Source organism: Mesorhizobium sp. P2_D5 (assembly GCF_056404355.1).
Genome location: NZ_JBFUEE010000001.1, coordinates 1,246,088 through 1,262,258 on the forward strand (window position 1 = coordinate 1,246,088; position 16,171 = coordinate 1,262,258).

Annotated in this window: 14 protein-coding genes and 1 tRNA gene; 6 read left to right on the top strand and 9 right to left on the bottom strand. The window is 61.4% G+C overall.

What is annotated here, in order from left to right; genetic code table 11:
* Positions 1 to 42 precede the first annotated feature (42 nt).
* The 4 genes from AC1DYW_RS05910 to AC1DYW_RS05925 form a co-directional block, all read right to left on the bottom strand.
* Complete coding sequence (locus AC1DYW_RS05910) at positions 43 to 1,029, bottom strand: autoinducer 2 ABC transporter substrate-binding protein (RefSeq protein ID WP_457151007.1); 987 nt, start codon at positions 1,027 to 1,029, stop codon at positions 43 to 45.
* A 32-nt stretch (positions 1,030 to 1,061) separates the two neighbouring features.
* On the bottom strand, positions 1,062 to 1,832 hold the full coding sequence (locus AC1DYW_RS05915; protein WP_457151008.1) for an ATP-binding cassette domain-containing protein: 771 nt from the start codon (positions 1,830 to 1,832) through the stop codon (positions 1,062 to 1,064).
* 29 nt (positions 1,833 to 1,861) lie between these two features.
* Complete coding sequence (locus AC1DYW_RS05920; protein WP_477225396.1) at positions 1,862 to 2,638, bottom strand: glutamine amidotransferase; 777 nt, start codon at positions 2,636 to 2,638, stop codon at positions 1,862 to 1,864.
* A gap of 71 nt (positions 2,639 to 2,709) precedes the next feature.
* Complete coding sequence (locus AC1DYW_RS05925; protein WP_477225397.1) at positions 2,710 to 3,891, bottom strand: carbohydrate kinase family protein; 1,182 nt, start codon at positions 3,889 to 3,891, stop codon at positions 2,710 to 2,712.
* 387 nt (positions 3,892 to 4,278) lie between these two features.
* On the opposite strand from AC1DYW_RS05925, the gene AC1DYW_RS05930 reads away from it, so the two are divergent.
* A complete protein-coding gene (locus AC1DYW_RS05930; RefSeq protein ID WP_477225398.1) occupies positions 4,279 to 4,389 on the top strand; it encodes an FAD-linked oxidase C-terminal domain-containing protein in 111 nt (36 codons plus the stop codon).
* 257 nt (positions 4,390 to 4,646) lie between these two features.
* Here AC1DYW_RS05930 and AC1DYW_RS05935 read toward each other — a convergent pair whose 3' ends face one another.
* From AC1DYW_RS05935 to AC1DYW_RS05945, 3 genes are all read right to left on the bottom strand, one after another.
* The gene (locus AC1DYW_RS05935) at positions 4,647 to 6,482 is read right to left on the bottom strand and encodes a patatin-like phospholipase family protein (protein ID WP_477225399.1); all 1,836 of its coding nucleotides are present in this window, start codon (positions 6,480 to 6,482) and stop codon (positions 4,647 to 4,649) included.
* A gap of 869 nt (positions 6,483 to 7,351) precedes the next feature.
* The gene (locus AC1DYW_RS05940) at positions 7,352 to 8,074 is read right to left on the bottom strand and encodes a haloacid dehalogenase type II (RefSeq protein ID WP_477225400.1); all 723 of its coding nucleotides are present in this window, start codon (positions 8,072 to 8,074) and stop codon (positions 7,352 to 7,354) included.
* An 83-nt stretch (positions 8,075 to 8,157) separates the two neighbouring features.
* On the bottom strand, positions 8,158 to 9,084 hold the full coding sequence (locus AC1DYW_RS05945; RefSeq protein WP_477225401.1) for a DMT family transporter: 927 nt from the start codon (positions 9,082 to 9,084) through the stop codon (positions 8,158 to 8,160).
* A gap of 205 nt (positions 9,085 to 9,289) precedes the next feature.
* Between AC1DYW_RS05945 and AC1DYW_RS05950 the strand changes: the two genes are divergently transcribed.
* A complete protein-coding gene (locus AC1DYW_RS05950) occupies positions 9,290 to 10,180 on the top strand; it encodes a LysR family transcriptional regulator (protein WP_477225402.1) in 891 nt (296 codons plus the stop codon).
* Positions 10,181 to 10,624: 444 nt separating this feature from the next.
* On the opposite strand, the gene AC1DYW_RS05955 is transcribed toward AC1DYW_RS05950, so the two are convergent.
* Both AC1DYW_RS05955 and AC1DYW_RS05960 read right to left on the bottom strand, forming a co-directional pair.
* Positions 10,625 to 10,700, bottom strand: a tRNA-Phe gene (locus tag AC1DYW_RS05955).
* A 326-nt stretch (positions 10,701 to 11,026) separates the two neighbouring features.
* Positions 11,027 to 11,920, bottom strand: a complete 894-nt coding sequence (locus AC1DYW_RS05960; RefSeq protein ID WP_477225403.1) for a helix-turn-helix domain-containing protein — start codon at positions 11,918 to 11,920, stop codon at positions 11,027 to 11,029.
* 85 nt (positions 11,921 to 12,005) lie between these two features.
* Between AC1DYW_RS05960 and AC1DYW_RS05965 the strand changes: the two genes are divergently transcribed.
* The 4 genes from AC1DYW_RS05965 to AC1DYW_RS05980 all read left to right on the top strand — a co-directional run bounded on the left by AC1DYW_RS05965 (position 12,006) and on the right by AC1DYW_RS05980 (position 16,165).
* Entirely contained in the window at positions 12,006 to 13,277 is a 1,272-nt protein-coding gene (locus AC1DYW_RS05965; RefSeq protein ID WP_457153787.1) for an extracellular solute-binding protein, read from the top strand.
* A gap of 106 nt (positions 13,278 to 13,383) precedes the next feature.
* A complete protein-coding gene (locus AC1DYW_RS05970) occupies positions 13,384 to 14,244 on the top strand; it encodes a carbohydrate ABC transporter permease (protein WP_184872124.1) in 861 nt (286 codons plus the stop codon).
* Positions 14,241 to 15,077: a carbohydrate ABC transporter permease gene (locus AC1DYW_RS05975; protein WP_095088662.1), complete on the top strand. Its 837-nt coding sequence runs from the start codon at positions 14,241 to 14,243 to the stop codon at positions 15,075 to 15,077. The genes AC1DYW_RS05970 and AC1DYW_RS05975 overlap by 4 nt, the downstream gene beginning before the upstream one ends.
* Positions 15,078 to 15,085: 8 nt before the next feature.
* Positions 15,086 to 16,165 carry an ABC transporter ATP-binding protein gene (locus AC1DYW_RS05980; protein WP_477225404.1) on the top strand — a complete coding sequence of 360 codons (1,080 nt, stop codon included), beginning with the start codon at positions 15,086 to 15,088 and terminating at the stop codon, positions 16,163 to 16,165.
* The last annotated feature ends 6 nt before the right edge of the window (positions 16,166 to 16,171 follow it).

Sequence of the window (16,171 nt, forward strand, 5' to 3'; positions counted from 1 at the left end):
TGACACCGTTTCCAGACTGTCGCACCGCGCTCACGTCAGGGCTCAGAAGTTGAACTTGTCGACATTGTCCTTGGTGAAGACAGCTGGCGGCCCGAGCAACAAGATGCCTTTGGCGGCGTCATAGGTGGCGGGCTTCTCCAGGCCGGCAATTTTGTTTTCGGCCTCGAAAGCCTTGCCGTCGATGAGCTGCTTGCCAGCCCAGACCGTGAGATAGCCGAGCTGCTCGGGATCCCACAGCACGGTGAAGCCGAAGGCACCGCTCTTCAGGTAGGAGCGCGCGGTGTTGGGGCTGCAATAGCCGGCGCCAATGACGGAGCCGATTTTCCCGGCGGTCTCGATCGCCTGGGCGACACCCGGGCAGGTCGAGGAGGCAACGGCGATGATGGCCTTGATGTCGGGGTTGGCCGCCATCAGGTCGCCGGAAATCTGCGCGGCGCGCTCGGCCGTGCCGCCGGCGAATTGCGGGTCGAGCAGCTTCAGCTTCGGATATTTGGCGGCGGCCTGTTTCTGCATGAAGCCGATCCAGGCGTTGAGATTGGACGCCGTCGCCTCGCCGGAGACGATGCCGATTGTTGCGTCTTCGCCGACGCGCTTGACGAGTTCGTCGATGATTGTGGTGCCAAGGCCCTCATCGGTTGCCTGCGCGACATAGACGGCGCGGCCGCTGTCGGGCGCATCGCTGTCGCTGGTGAACAGCTTTATCCCTTTCGCCTTGGCGCTCTCGACTACGGGGGCGATGCTGGAGGCATCGAGCACGCTGACCGAGACCGCCTCGACGCCCTGGTCGATCAGGTTCTGGACGATCTGCAACTGGTCGACCGGATTGGTGTCGACGGGGCCGGAATAGATGAAGTCGACGCCGAGATCCTTGGCGGCGCGGTTGCCGCCGGCTTCCATGGCGTTGAAATAGGGAATGCCGATCAGCTGCGGCACGAAGGCTATCCTGTGCTTATCGGCGGCGGACGCGGCCGAGGCAATGGCGAGCGACAGTACGGAGACGGCGAGCGCTTTTTTGAACTGCGAAAGCATTGTGTTTGATCCTCGCTGGAATGACGCGCGTTTCATGTTGTTTTTTCGAGCGCCCGCACGTCGGGATGGGCGCCCGTTATGAGCGAAACGACTTCCTCGTGGTTGGTCTCGGCGGCCAGCCGTTCGGCCACCTTGCGGCCGCGCCGGAACACCACGATGCGGTCCGCAACCTCGAAGACTTCGGAAATGTTATGGCTGATCAGCACCACGGCGCAGCCGCGCGCAGCGAGCCGCCGCGTCAGCGCCAGCACCTTGCGTGTTTCGGCGACGGCAAGGGCGGCTGTGGGCTCATCCATGATCACCAGCCTGGCGTTCAGATTAAGCGCCCGGCAGATGGCGACGGCCTGGCGCTGACCGCCGGACAGGCTGCCGACCGGAGCTTCAGGATCGGAAATATGGGCGTCGAGTTCCTGCAGGAGACCATCGACGCGCTGGCGCATTTCCTTGCGCTTGAGGAATGGGATGCCAAAAATGGAGCGTTTCAATTCTCGCCCGAGAAAGACGTTTTCGGCGATCGACAGGTTTTCTGACAGCGCCAGTTCCTGGAAGATCGTTGCGATCCCCGACGCGGCCGCGTCCTTGGGCGAGGAGAAGACGACCGGGCTGCCCTCGATGACGAGTTCGCCATCGCTCGGCGGGTGAGCGCCGGCCAGGATCTTGATGAAGGTCGACTTGCCAGCGCCATTATCGCCAAGCAGCGCCAGCACTTCGCCGGAGCGGATTTCAAGGTCGACGTCGGCAAGCGCCGTCAACGCGCCGAAGCGCTTGGCGATGTTCCTGGCGACGAGAAAGGGTGCCGTCATGGCAGTTGCTCCGGCGGTGATGGATTGGCTCAAGCAGCTTTGCTGACCCAGCGCAGCACGTTGGTCCAAAGGCGCGCATATCCCGGCCATTCGACAAAGCTGTTCGGTAGCCAGTGCGGGCCGATATCCGATGTCCACACCAGCGTGCGGCCCTCGCCATGACGCCCGGTCACGAGCAATGGATGGCCGCCCTGGTCCTGCGGCAGCCGCGCCAGGATCTCGACGTCGCCGCGATCGCGTGCGATGACCTCATTGGCGCCGAGCAGGATCGGCCATTCGCCCTTTATGCCGGCAAAGAGCGGATGATCCGCGGCGCCGATGATCTCGGGCCGAAAACCTTCGGGAATTTCGAGCCGATCGTCATAAGGGAGGCAGGTCACCGGCAGCGCCTCCTCGACCGCGGTGCGATGCCAGCGCGCCTTGCCGTCGATGCCCTGGAAGGAGAAATAGCCGCCGATCATCACCAGGCCGCCGCCGGCATGCGTCCAATCGCGCAGCAGCTTGAGCCGGTTGGGCACCGTCTTGCCATGCAGCCAGACGTCGGGATGCAACAGCAGCGAGTTGGCGCCGATGTCGGAGAGGATGATCGCCTTGTACTGCGACAGGCCTCCGATGGTGAAGGGCAGCTTTTCGACGGCCTCGTGGGCCGGCATGTAGTCAAGGTCGAATTCGCTGTCCTTCAAGGCGTTGACTAGCGGCGTCGCGCCGAGATGGAAGGTGACGCTGCTGAACTGGTCGAAGCCTTTGTAATGCGTCGCCGAGCTCATCCAGCTCTCGCCGACCAGCAGGACTTTTGCTTTGGTCATGGTGACGTTCTCCAATTCTGGCTGGTCAGCCTGTTGCTTTCTGGGTGGCGCGGGTCTGGTAAGCCATTGATCTAGCTTGCTACCGCGTCGTTGTTGGCCGCGGCGGCGGCCTTCAGCGTGGCAAAGTCGGCAATGTATCCCTGCGCGCCCTCGACCGTCGTCGTCAGACTTGCGCCGGTCGCGGCGTAGCGGGCGGCCGTCTCCAGCGACGCGCCATGCAGCCAGAGACTGAGGAAGATGCCGGCGAAGCTGTCGCCGGCGCCGGTCGCGTCCACCCGGTTGACCGGCAGCGCCGGCACTTCGATCTGCGGTCCGCCCGTAGCCGGAAAGACAACTGCGCCGAATTCCCCCAAGGTGAGCACGACCGTCCCGCGTGGTTTGATGCGTGACAGCACCTGCCGCACCTCATCAATCATAGACGCCATGCGCGCGCCGAAGCCGTAGATCTCCCTGATCGTCACGTCGTTGATGAAGGTGAGGTCGATCTGTTTGACCATCTGCGCAAAGACCTCAGGCGTGCGCGCGCTTTTGGGCAGGCCGGGCGAATGCAGGCTCACCTTCCAGCCCGCCTGGTGAAAACGAGCTATGGACGCCGTCATCGTTTCATAGTGGAAGCCCTCGATGTGCAGGCACGTCGGGCGCTGCTCGGGCTGGATATCGAGGTTGGCCGTAAGGTCGACCTCGCCCAGCTCGAACGGCTCGCTGATGATGGTGCGGCTGCCGTTGCGCTCGATGATGACGATCGCCTGTGACAGCCGGTTGTTCGGCGTGCTGCGGATGGGTAGGGCGTGGACACCCAGTTTGGAAAGCTCGCCCAATGCCCAGTCGCTCTCCGCGTCCTGGCCGACTGCAGTCGCCAATTCGACGTCGAGAGCGTAGGGCGCGCCAACGCCGGCGGCGGCGACCGCGAGATTGGCCGCGGGACCACCCAACGCCTTTTCGATGTGGCTTGCGGTTATCCGGTCGTCGCGGTGCGGCAGCACGTCGACGCGGCACAGGAAGTCGACGCTCACCCGGCCCGCGACGAGAAGTCTAGGCAAATGATCGAGATTTTTTAGCCGCTGCGGTGCGCGGCCGGGAAGGGAGCGCGCAAACGAACTTGGACGGTACATCAAGGCCGCTACCGCCTTTTCGATACGGTCTCGCGTGCCGTCCTTGAGAGCCGCAGTTCCGTTGATGAAGTTCGAGACCGTGCCGATGGAGACACCGGCGGTTCGTGCGACATCCGCTATTGTGGGGCGCTTGCGTTGCAACAACCTGGCTCCTTTTGAAGCGTTTCAAACGCTAGCAACGGAATCGCGCAACCTCAACGAAACCATCTTCTAAAGAATCGATGAAAGGCATCTCAAATTGGAATATCGATCCGGAAATCGCCTCAATTCTGAAGTGGATCTTTCCAATATTGAAGGATTTTCAATCCAGCGAAAAGCGAGCATCTAGCGGGCGGATGACGGAACAGCGAAAGTAGCCTCATCACTGGTCAGCCCACATCGGCGCGTTAGGAGCGCGCTCGGATGCGCTTACCGTGCGCGAAGCCGGATTCAGCTAGACGGCGACCAAGGCGGTGGAACGCGCGCGAAGGACGAGGCGGTGGGCTGACCGAGAAAGAGCTTGCCGGGAAGGACTGGCTGCCGATACCGTTGAAGGCCTATCTTCGAACCGAGCACGGTGACCGCGCGGTGGACCCGATGGCGGCGCTGAAAGGCGCGATCGATCCGCAAGGCTTGATGAATCCGGGGAAGATCTTCTAGCATCCGCCCGACTTGGCCAAGGATAGAACGAGAAACTGCGTGTACGTTCCGATCCCCTTCGAGACCGACCTTTCAGTCAAGCCCGAGGGTTAAGGCCTTCTTCGACGCGACCACGAACACGGTCAGCTACGTGGTCGGGGATCCCAACTCGAAGTCTTGCGCTGTCATCGATTCCGTTCTGGACATCGACTACGCGGCCGTCCGGGTCGCTTAGCACTCGGCCGACAGGATTATCGAGCAAGTCAGGCTGTGATGCGCTAAGTATGTGCGTTACCGAGCACCGCCCGGAGCCCTGAGTCGTTCTGGCGGAGACGTTCCTCGATCCATTGCGCCGTGCGGTCGTAGGCGTCCGAAAACAACTCGGAATGCCGACTCCAATCCATGAAGCTGATCGTGCTCGAAACCTGCGGACAGACCAAGACATCCTCGTCGCCGACGGCAATGTCTTGCGGCCCGTGTGTCAGCATACTCGCGGCAATAACCTGAAGCATGCTCGGAACCTGCGGCAACCGGGCACGGCCGAAAGGGTTCAGCAGGGCGACCGCCAGTTCCGATCTTCCGGGGATGCGGTCATAGTCGATGGGGTATTTTTGCGGTCCACTGGACCCAAAGCTCACGATGACATTGGGGCCGGTCTTGAGTTCCCTCATCTGTTCCAGCGGCAAATTGTTCATGATGGCGCCGTCTACAAGCATATCGCCGTCAGCCGTAAAGAACGGCGGCAGGACACCCGGGATCGAGCCGGATGCCCGAACGGCTTGCCAGAGTTTTCCACGACGGTGGACATGGGGCTGACGGCTGCTCAGATTGGTCGAAAGTGCAAAGAACGGAAGCCAAAGATCTTCGATCAGAACGTCGCCGTATTCCGCCCGAAGGGCTCGATCGAAGGTTTTGTGATCTAGAAGCGCGAAACGCGGCAAGGTGGGGCGCCGAAACGCCCGACTCTTGACAAATATGTTGTGCGTGCCGCGGTCGATCTGCTCCGCGTCCAATCCTCTTGCGAAGCCGGCCATCATCGCCGCTCCGGAACTCGTCCCGCCGAGATAGTCGAAGCGCCCGCCCGCCTGGAAGAAGGCCTTGTAGACGCCCAGATGGGCGCTGCCCAGGGACCCACCCCCCGCCGCCACGAAGCCACGTGCCTTGCAGGAAATAAATCGAACCAGGCGCTGGATATCAGCCCCGTCCTCCAGCGCAACGTGATGATGCTGGCCGACATAGGGACGCTCGTCGAGCCACGCAGAGGTGCCGGAGACCGCAGCCGAGCGATTGTCGTGAATTAGGACAAGCCGACCGGTCGCTGGTGGATGGACCGATAGCGCCAATTCCTCGGACGCGTTCAAGCGAGGCGAGGAGGACGCGTCAGCCAGCAATAGGACAGTATCGGCCTGGCGAATGCAGACTCGTGTCCATTCATTAGGTTCTTCATCGGCGACGTAGACAACGAATTCAGCTTGCGCCTCCAGTTCGTTCAACCAGTTAAGGACCGGCTGGCCGTCGATCGGACGACCTGCGAACTTCGCGTGGACGTCAAGCCGGGAAACGAACTGAGCGCGCGTGACCGCGCCGAACTCTTGCTGTAGGTGCCCGATGAAAACCGGTGAGATGCGACTTCCGCCGGCTGCAATGATGGCAAGCGTTCGGATCTTGGCAGGATTCTGGGGACGTGACAAAATCGGAGATTGCGTGGCGAACCGGCGCGCCAGAAATATTGTGACCGCCTCTCTCAGGTTCGGCAAAGCCTCTGCCGCCTTCTCGAAATGATTACGACTGATTTCAAGGACGATCGAATCGCGCGCTGCAAGGACAGTGGCCGTACGGGGCAGTCCTGCAAAGAAACCAATTTCGCCGACTAGCTCGCCCTGTGCGATCTCGGCGACCGAGCCAATCGGCTCTCCTTTGTGTACCGTAAAGCGACCGGACAGCACGACGAAGAACCTGTCCGATGGATCGCCTTCGCGAACCAAGACCTCACCGCGCCTCAGGACCCGACGGTCGGATTCGGCAGCCAAAGCCTCGAGCGCCAGCAACGACGCCCGATCGAACATCAATGTCGCCGACAATAATCTCGCGGCGAGAGAATCGACGGAGGACATTTGAGCCATCCCGGGGACACGTTCGCTCCGGTGATTGTATCCTGTACCGCTCGTGTTTGCAGCGTCGCAAGGCTCGATCCGAGCCGAACCGCAACGTTGCCGGCTGGAGTCCGTCTATGGATCAAAATTCTGATGTGCCGACCTTATGCCAAGCATTGGTTCACTGTGGCGTCTGCGAGGCGCTCGATCCGCGGCAACTGGTGGGATTCGCCAGGCCATCTCGAAGGCGCGCCGTGGCTGCGGACGTTCAAGCGAAGGGCGAGACTCCCAACGGCCAGCCGTGCAGCCACAGCCCGAACATTGCGAAAGCCACCAAGCCGATGCCCACAGCAATCAGGTGGCTAAGCGGTCGCACGACCGCGGGTGCCGGATCCCCGCTGGCAGGTGCGGGCGGCCGCGCCATTGAGGACGCAGGAGCGTGAGCCGCGTTCGCCGTCGAGATCCGCGCCCGCATTTATCTTCTACCGAATGGCAGCTTGCGCCTCATGTCGGTCATAGAGGCAAATATTGGTGGTGCGGGAAAACGGACCTTACCGTCGATCCTGTGGAAGTTCGAGGGTGCGCCACCCACGATGACAGTCAGAAGAGAGTAAGCGGAGGCTCTTCGGGTTCAGACTGCGTAAAGGCCAAGAACTCGGGGTGCGGAACTCGTTGACGGACCAGTTCCCTGGCCGGCCTATCGGCCGCAGATAGTGGGGATATGCCAGCGCTTCCGAGCATCTGCTTCCCGGAAGCCGGCGGGCTGCTTTCGACGAATTGCGTTGAACAACTCTCGAAGTGACCTTGGCAACCATCGGTCCGCGACTGTCTCCTTCCAGATCGGGTCGGGCGCGCGGTGTCACGCAACAGGTTGCTTGGCGGTTCGAACATCAGCCCCGTATTTCTTCAGCGTGCGCCTTCACCAGATCGGCCATGCTGTCGAATCGGAAATCCACCACCGGCACCTCGCCTGGGTTCATCGTGGCGCCGAAGCCCTGATCCGCATGCCGGCGATGGATCCAGCACGATGTCAGGCCGAAGCGGTTGGCGGGAACGTGATCGTGGAACATGCTTTCCGCGGTGTGTAGGATCTCTCGCTTCTCTATCCCGATTGTACCGAGCTTTTCGAGCATATAGTTGAAGTTCCGGTCGGAAGGCTTGTAGGAGTCGATATCTTCCGCCGTATAGATCGCGTCGAAGTCCACGCCGAGCTTCTTGTTGCTGAACGAGAAGCTTTTGTTGTCGACGTTGGAGAGGATGATCAGCTTGTAGTGCTTTTTGAGGTACTGCAAGGCTTCAGCGGTGTCGGCAAAAGCCGGCCAATCCTTCACGCTTTCGCCATACGCCACGCATTCCTCAGGAGTGACGATGACACTCCACTCCTCCGCAAGTCGCTTGTAAACGATCGCCAGAAGATCGCGGTAGCGTTTCCCCGGCGTCCATTTCTGCTGGCTGGATTCGTGCCGGGCGTGCGCCTCCAGAATGTCGTTCCGGTTCAACGTGCGGGCGGCCCGTTCGGTCAGCGGCCTCAGCCCGTCGATCATGCCGGATTCCCAATCGATCAGGGTGCCGTAGCAGTCGAAGGTCAGGGCTTTGAAATCTGTGAGCTTCATGGGTTTACCTCCTTTGATGTGCGTGGGTGAAGCGACGCCGGCGTGGATCGCGATCGATCGCGAGGTCGATTTCGCCTTGGGGATTAGCCGATCTGCTGCTGACGGAGCTGAAAGTCCTTCGCCGCTGCGCTGCCCGACGAGGTGAACCAGACACCGAACAGTGTCACCACAAGGCCAGCCAGCATCGCCTTCGAAAGCGGCTCGCCGAACATCGACCAGCCCCAGAGCATCGTCACCGGTGGGCTGAGATAGATCACGCTGCTGACCTGTGAGGCGGTGTAGAGGCGCAGGCTTACATAATACGTGCTGTAGCAGAAGAAGGTCGAAAACAGCACCAGCCAAGCGATGCCGAATCCAAACCGGGCATCGAGGGGCGGCATCAGCCCGCCATTCCATTCGGCGCAAGCGGCGAAAGGGATTGCTGCCGTCAGGCATTGAATGCACAGGCTCTGATGGATGGGCATATTGATCGTCCCCATCCGCTTCTGCACCAGGGTTGCCAGCGCCAGAACCATCATGGAAGCGACCGTCAACAGATATGCCCAGGCCGGGGCCGTCCCGAGGCTCAGGCTGTCCAGCGAGACGATGAGAACGCCCGTCGCTCCGAGGGCCGTTCCGATCCATTGTCTCCCGGTCAGTCGGTGTCCCAGCACCGGCTGTGACAAGGCCGCGATGGCGAGCGGGACAAGATCGGAAATCAGCGCGACAAGGCCGGTCGGCACGCGCTGGCCGATGGCAAGCGCGAATCCGCCGAGATAGAGGAACATCATCGCCACGCCGAAGACCATCTGCTGGACCAGGGCACGGGCGCTTATGCGCGCTCCGATCAGGAGAGCAAATGGCGAGAGGATCAATCCGGACATCAGTGTCCGCCAGAACAGCACCAGCATGACATCGGCATTCCCGCTGGCGTAGCGGATGCCGACGAAGCCGGAACTCCAGCTTATGACCAGCGCCGTCGCCATCATTGGCCACACGAGGCGATGGGCTTTGGCGTGCAGGAGCGTCATGGCATCTCTTTGGTCAGGCGCCCGTGACCCGGAAGCGGATCACGGCCAATTTTGGCGCGGACTATTGACGACACGCACGCGCTTTTGCACATGACAAATTTCGATATGATCATGAAGTGGTCCGAAAACCGGCATATCGACTTGCCTTAAGGACAACAGAGGATCAGAGATTGGCGCGTCTCTTTAGTTTCAAGCGAGTATTGTCATGGCTGGAGTGATGACCCGCCGCCTGGATGTCGACGCCTTGCGCGCGCTCGTCGCGATCGAGAAGCACGGCGGCGTGACGCGCGCGGCCGAGATTCTCGGCCTGTCGCAGTCGGCCGTCAGCCACAAGATCAGGAGGCTTGAAACGAGTCTCGACTGCGAAATCCTCACCCGGAAAGCAAATGCGCCGATGTTCACCACGGCCGGACAGGATCTGCTTGGCTATGCGCGGCGCATTCTGGGCATCCATGACGAGGCGGTCCTGAGCCTGTCGAAAAGCACTTTGCAAGGCAAGATCGCGCTGGGAATGACCGAGGATACGACGTGCACGGACCTTTCGCGCATTCTCGGCCGCTTTCGCCGGCTCTACCCGGAGGTGAGCGTCCGCACGCAGGTGCGCATGAGCCTCGTGTTGCAGGAGCAGCTCAGCCAGGGAGCCCTTGATGCCGCCATCATCCAGGTCTTCCAGCACGAGGTCCGCCCCGCCGATATCCTCCTGTTCCGCGAGACGCTGCATTGGGTGAAATCGCGAGACCTGGTGCTGTCGAACGGGAAGCCAGTCCCATTTTTATCCTTCGATGAAAACTGTTTTTATCGGCGCTGGGGCATGGACGTCGGGCAGGACGAGGATACGGTGTTCGAGACCGTGTTCGAATGCTCCAGCGCAGCCGGAATCATTGCAGGCGTTACCGCGGGGCTCGGAGTCGCGATCTTGAGTCAGCGGTACCTGCAGCCCGATATGGAGATTGTCGACAACCAGTTCCCAAAGGCTCCAGACCTGGCTTATGTAATCAGGCGCGCGCGCAATCCCAGGAACCCCGCGCTAGAGACTCTGGTCAGGGAGATCGAGGCTGAGGTAAAGCGTTACGGGACGCTTCAAATCGCCGTCTGAGGGCGGCGCGCTGCGAAAGGTGGCACGTCAATCCTTCGGCTGTTCGCCGGCAGTTCGTCCATAGCTGGCCGTTTCTCCCGCTCTTCCAACAAGATTACGCGGCAGTCCGCCGCCCTCAAAGCAAGGGCCGCTCTGGCGCAAAGCCCGGGGGTTGGAGCCCGCCACCGTCAGACAGTTTCACGAGTTTGAGACCGGGGCGAGCGTTTCGGCAATTCACGTCGGAAAAGGGCGATTCGACACATCTCCTTTGGCTGTTTCGATACCAAAAAGATGCCGAATACCAACGGAAATACCATCCCGCGCCCCGTTGGACCAAATGCGCTGACAGCCGTCGAAATGCGTCCAAGTGCGCCATGCGCGCCGAAAAAAATAAACGATTTCAATGGTTTGTATAGACGGAAGCGTGGCAGCTTCGGCAAGGGGGCGTATGGGGAGAGGAGGGGATGGTGCCCAGAGGCGGATTCGAACCACCGACACGCGGATTTTCAGTCCGCTGCTCTACCAACTGAGCTATCTGGGCCTGTTCCGGCAAACGAAATCTCATACACCGGATCTCATGAAGCGCCATGGGCGCCCCTTGAAAGCGCGTGGGTTATAGCACGGGAATCCGGCCTGTCCAGCGCCCAGATGGCGATTTCAGACAGGAAATGAGACGCCGTGCAGTGGCCCGGTTCCGGTACCGAGGCGATGGCCGGAAGGGCGTACGGCACGGTCCCATTTCGGCCGGCGGCGCCCTTGTGCGCGTTGCCGTCGCGGACCGCAACGGCGCGACCCGTCTTTCAGCCGACGATCAAGATACGACAATGCATTTGCAGCGCCGGGCAAGCACCGCCTGATCGCCGGGTTCTATCTGGCGCCGGACACCCCTCTGCGAAAATCGGAGGGCGACATACCGGCCAGCTTGCGGAACGATTTGTTGAAGGCGCTGAGCGAGCCGAAGCCGGAATCCATGGCGACGCGGAGCACATTGGCGTCCTGGTGCATCAAAAGCGCCTGCGCGTAGCTCAGCCGCAAAAGGTTGACATACTCGTTGAGCGTCATGCCCGTCGATTTCTTGAACAGGCTCATGGCGTATTTGGGATGGATGTCGGCTGCCGCCGCGATGTTCACGCAATCGATGTCGTAGAGGAAGTTCTCGGCGATGAAATCGCACATGCGCCCGACGTTGCGCGACGACTGCTGGTCGAAGGCGCTGCCCGTTTCCTGGCCGATCGGGGTTGCGGATACGAGCCGGTAGTGCTCGAACCGCACCCGCTCCAGCCGCAGCAGCAATTCGTTGACGGCGTGTTCCGCCTTGGCCTGGTCGCCGGACCGGGCGTAGCGGTTCCAGCGCTCGAAATTATGGTTGTCGGAGGGGTCGGTGGCACTCGTCACCAGTGTGGCACCCGTCATCAGCCGGTGCCGGATGTCCGTGGGCAGGTGCAGCCGGAAAAAATGCACCAGCGGCAGATGCGCTCCGGCATAGACGGCGTCGTCGGACAAATCGTCCATCTGGTGCGGCAGGCCACCCCAGAACAGGCACATCTCGCCGGCAGACAGCGAAATCTCGTGGTCGTTCATGCGGTAATGCACGCTGCCGCGCACGATGAAATTCACTTCGACCTGGGCATGCCAATGCGGTTTGAGCATCACCAGAGGACTGGTGTGAAACATTTGCAGCAGCAGCGGCAAGCCTTCCACGCTGCTGGCACCAGGCTGGTAAAACGGTCGTTCCGGCATCTTACTTTCCGCCAATTTCATATTCCCTTTGACGGCGACAGCCCCTGCCCACTGCATAGTCTAGCCACGCTCACAGTGAGAGAGCAAATGGAATGGGAGGATTTCAATGCGCATCACAATGACCTGCGCCGCGCTCGCGCTCGCCCTGGGCTCTGCCCCGGCCTTTGCGCAATCCGGCGAAATCACGATCTGGAGCTGGAATGTCGCGGCTTCATCGCTGAAGGCGACCGTCGCCGGCTTCAACAAGCAATTTCCCGACGTCAAGGTGACGGTCCAGGATCTCGGCAACCAGCCGACCTACGACAAGTCGATCGCCGGCTGCGCCGCCGGCGGCGTCGGCCTGCCTGACATCGTCACCATCGAAAACGGCGAGGCCGAGAACTACTGGAGCCAGTTCCCCGACTGCTTCGTCGACCTGCATACGCTGGGCTATACCGCCGAGGATCAGAAGAAATTCCCCGACTTCAAGCGCACCGAGCTCGAAGTCGGCGACAAGGCCTATGCAATGCCGTGGGATTCGGGTCCTGTGGCGGCCTTTTACCGCCGCGACTTCTACGAGAAGGCCGGCGTCGATCCGGCATCGATCAAGACCTGGGACGATTTCATCGCCGCCGGCAAGAAGATCCAGGCCGCCAACCCGGGCGTCTCGATGACCAATGCGGATTTCAACGGCGACAGCGAATTCTTCCGCATGATTTCCAACGAGCAGGGCTGCGCCTATTTCGCCGAGGACGGCCAGTCGATCACGATCAACCAGCCCAAATGCGTCGATGCCATGACCAAGGTCAAGGAGATGAAGGACGCCGGCATCGTCTCCTCCGCCGACTGGGGCACCAAGATCACCAACAACACCGCCGGCACCGTCGCCACCCAGGTCTATGGCGGCTGGTACGAAGGCACCATTCGCACCGAATCAGCCGGCGAAAACGGCAAATGGGGTGTCTACCTGATGCCGAGCCTCACCGCCGACGGCCCGCGCGCTGCCAATCTCGGCGGCTCCTCGCTGGCCATCACCTCGGCGTCCAAGAACAAGGAGGCCGCCTACGCCTATCTGAAATACACGCTCGGAACCAATGAAGGCCAGATCACCATGCTGAAGGACTTCGGCCTGGTGCCCTCGCTGGTGTCGGCGCTCAATGACCCCTATGTCGCGCAAGGCCTACCCTACTGGGGCGGCCAGGCGGTGTGGAAGGACATCCTCGGCACCTTGCCCAAGGTTGTTCCGAGCCGCGGCACGCAATTCCAGAGCGACGCCGAAATCATCGTCCGCGCCGTGCAGACCAAATATCTGGCCGGCGGCTACCCCGACGCCAAGGCAGCGCTCGACGATGCCGCAAGCCAGATCGCCGCGGCGACCGGACTGCCCGTCAAATCTTGATCTGGACCGAGACGGTCCCGGGCGGCATTGATGCTGTCCGGGGCCGAACGCGCCACGTGTCTCGGCACGGGCGCGCCACCCCCTTGAACGCGGAAAGGAGGCTACAATGCGCTATCAGAATGCCACGGCTTATCGCTTCCTCGCGCCCTATCTGCTGATCTTTGCAATCTTCTGGGTGTGGCCGATCATCGATTCCTTCATGATCTCCTTCCAGGCGACACGTACCGTGCCATGGCGGTTCGCGCCCACCTTCAACTGGGGCCGGTTGATCGGCGACCCCGCCTTCTTCAACGCCCTGAAGAACACGCTGCTCATCCTCGTCATCCAGGTGCCGGTGATGATCACGCTGGCGCTGGTGATGGCGGTGCTATTGAACTCGCCGCTGCTCAAGGCACGCGGCCTGTATCGCTTTGCTTTCTTCGCCCCGGTCGTGGTCGGCGAAGTTGCCTACTCGGCGGTCTTCCGGCTGATGTTCAACCTCAATTTCGGCATCATCAACAAGCTCTTGAACAGCGTCGGCCTGCCCAGCGTCGACTGGTTTTCCAACGTCACGCCGGCGATGGCGCTGATCATGATCGCGGTCACCTGGCGCTGGGCCGGCTACAACGCCATCATCCTGCTCGCCGGCATGCAGTCCATACCCGAAGATGTCTACGAGGCGGCGACGCTCGACCGCGTCAGCAAGCTCAAGCAGTTCTTCTTCATCACTCTGCCGCTCTTGAAGCCGGTCATCGTTTTCTGCCTTGTGCTGTCGATCATCGGCACCATGCAGCTGTTCACTGAGCCCTTCCTGATCACCGAGCGCGGCGGACCCGGCGGCGGCACCGAGACGCTTGGCCTGTTGCTTTACCGCCAGGGTTTTCGGTCGCTCAACTTCGGCTACGCGTCGGCCGTCGCCTACACCATGGCCGGGCTGGCGATCGCGATCACGCTGGTGCAGCTGTGGCTGACGAGGGAACCGAAATGAGTTCCCTCTCCTCCGCAAGGCTGGGACGCAGCATAGCGCTGCATCTGTTCCTGACGCCGCTGGCGCTGATCTGGCTGTTTCCGCTGTGGATGATGGTGGTGTTCTCGACCATGCCGGACAACGGCATCTTCAGCCCCGGCATCGAGCTTTTGCCGCATGGCAATTTCATGGACAATTTCAACAATCTGCAGCGTGACACCGACTTTGTCGGCGCCATCGGCATTTCGGTCTCCGTGGCGGTGACCTACACGTTCCTGTCGGTGCTGCTGACGTCGATGGCCGGCTGGGCGCTGGCCCGCTACAGGTTCGTCGGCAAGGGCGTGGTTGTCGCCATCATCCTCGGCACCATCACGCTGCCCTATGCGGTGGTGCTGATCCCGCAATTCATCATGGTTGCGCGCGATTTCAAGCTTGCCAACACCTGGGTGGCCCTGATCGTGCCGCCGCTGTTCAATTCGCTCGGTGTGCTGTTCATGCGGCAGAGCTTCTCGATGATGCCGGACGACCTTTTCGATGCGGCGCGCGTCGAGGGGGTGAAGGAATGGCGCATCTTCCTCTTCGTCGCACTGCCCCTGGCGCGGCCGATGCTGGCGGCGCTCGCCATCATCCTGTTCCTCGCCTCCTGGAACAACTATTTGTGGCCGCTCCTGATCAACAGCCAGCCCGGTTCGATGACGGCGCCGGTGGCGCTCGGCACGCTGATCGGCCTGACCAAGGTGTCGTGGGGCGGCATCATGGCGGGCGCGGTGATGCTGACGGTGCCGATGCTTGTCGTCTTCGTGCTTCTGCAGCGCCATTTCATCGCCGGCATCGCCGCCGGCGCGATCAAGTAAGGGACAGCATGGCGACAGTCACGCTCAACAATGTCATCAAGCGCTTCGGCGTCTTCGAGGTCGTCCATGGCGCCAACATCGACGTCAAGGATGGCGAGTTCGTCGTCTTCGTCGGCCCCTCCGGCTGTGGAAAATCGACGCTGCTCAGGATGATCGCCGGGCTCGAGGACATCAGCGGCGGCGAGATCGCCATCGGCGGCAAGCTCGTCAACGATGTCGAGCCGGCCGACCGCGGCATCGCCATGGTCTTCCAGTCCTACGCGCTCTATCCGCACATGAGCGTCGAACAGAATCTGAGTTTCGGGCTCAGGATGACCGGCAATCCGAAGGCCGACACCGACCGGCGCGTCAAGCGAGCCGCCGAAATCCTGCGCATAAATGAACTGATGAACCGGCGTCCCAGGCAATTGTCGGGCGGCCAGCGCCAGCGCGTCGCCATTGGCCGCGCCATCGTGCGCGAACCGCAGGTGTTCCTTTTCGACGAGCCGCTGAGCAATCTCGACGCCGAACTCAGAGTGCAGATGCGGGTCGAGATATCGCGCCTGCACAAGGAACTCGGCACCACCATGATCTATGTCACGCACGACCAGACCGAGGCGATGACACTCGCCGACAGGATCGTCGTGATGCGCGCCGGCCATATCGAGCAGATCGGCCGGCCCCTCGATCTCTATGACAATCCCGACAATCAGTTCGTGGCGGGCTTTGTCGGCTCGCCGAAGATGAACTTCATCAACGGCCGCATTGTCGGGCGCGATGCACATGGTGTCGTGGTCGAACTGGCGGGTCAGGAGAAGACCCGTATCGCGCAACCGCTGACGGGCGCCGCACCCGAAGCAGGGAGCAAGGTCATGGTCGGCGTGCGTCCCGAACATTTTGGCAGCGCCGGAGAGGGCGACACCGACCTTGTGGTGCGCATCGACGTGGTCGAGCACCTGGGCGGCACAAGTTTTCTCTATGCCAGAACGGCGAACGGTGACGACGTGGTGATCCAGCGCGACGCGGCAAACGTTCCCGATGCGTCCGAGATCACGGTTTCCATCCGCAAATCCTACCTGTTCGATGAAAAGGGGCTGCGGCTGCGCTGACGGCCG